The 292-nt window shown below is 42.8% G+C and carries 1 pseudogene; it reads right to left on the reverse strand.

Annotation, left to right across the window (positions count from 1 at the left end):
- Nucleotides 1–90: 90 nt before the first annotated feature.
- Nucleotides 91–292: pseudogene (locus R0J92_RS22365) on the reverse strand (cobalamin/Fe(3+)-siderophore ABC transporter ATP-binding protein); the annotation flags it as partial.

The raw sequence follows: 292 nt of genomic DNA on the forward strand, positions 1-292 counted from the left end.
TGTAAAATGTAGAGAAAAGACCTGCTGGGCCACCGCCTATGATATTTACGTCGAAAATTTCTTCAGCTTTCATCCTAAAAACCCCTTCCTTTAAATTTTTCTGCCTTTGCCATAGGGAATACATACAGGTGTCCCGTATAAGGGATCTTGGCCGATTTCACAGCGCATGGAAAATACATCCTTGACCATCTGTGGCGTAACCACTTCTTCTGGCTTGCCTTGTGAATAAATATTTTTATCGCTGATGGCGACAATGTGATGCGCATAACGACAGGCTAGATTTAAGTCGTGG

Source organism: Tritonibacter sp. SIMBA_163 (assembly GCF_046535935.1).
GTDB classification, from domain to species: Bacteria; Pseudomonadota; Alphaproteobacteria; order Rhodobacterales; family Rhodobacteraceae; genus Epibacterium; species Epibacterium scottomollicae.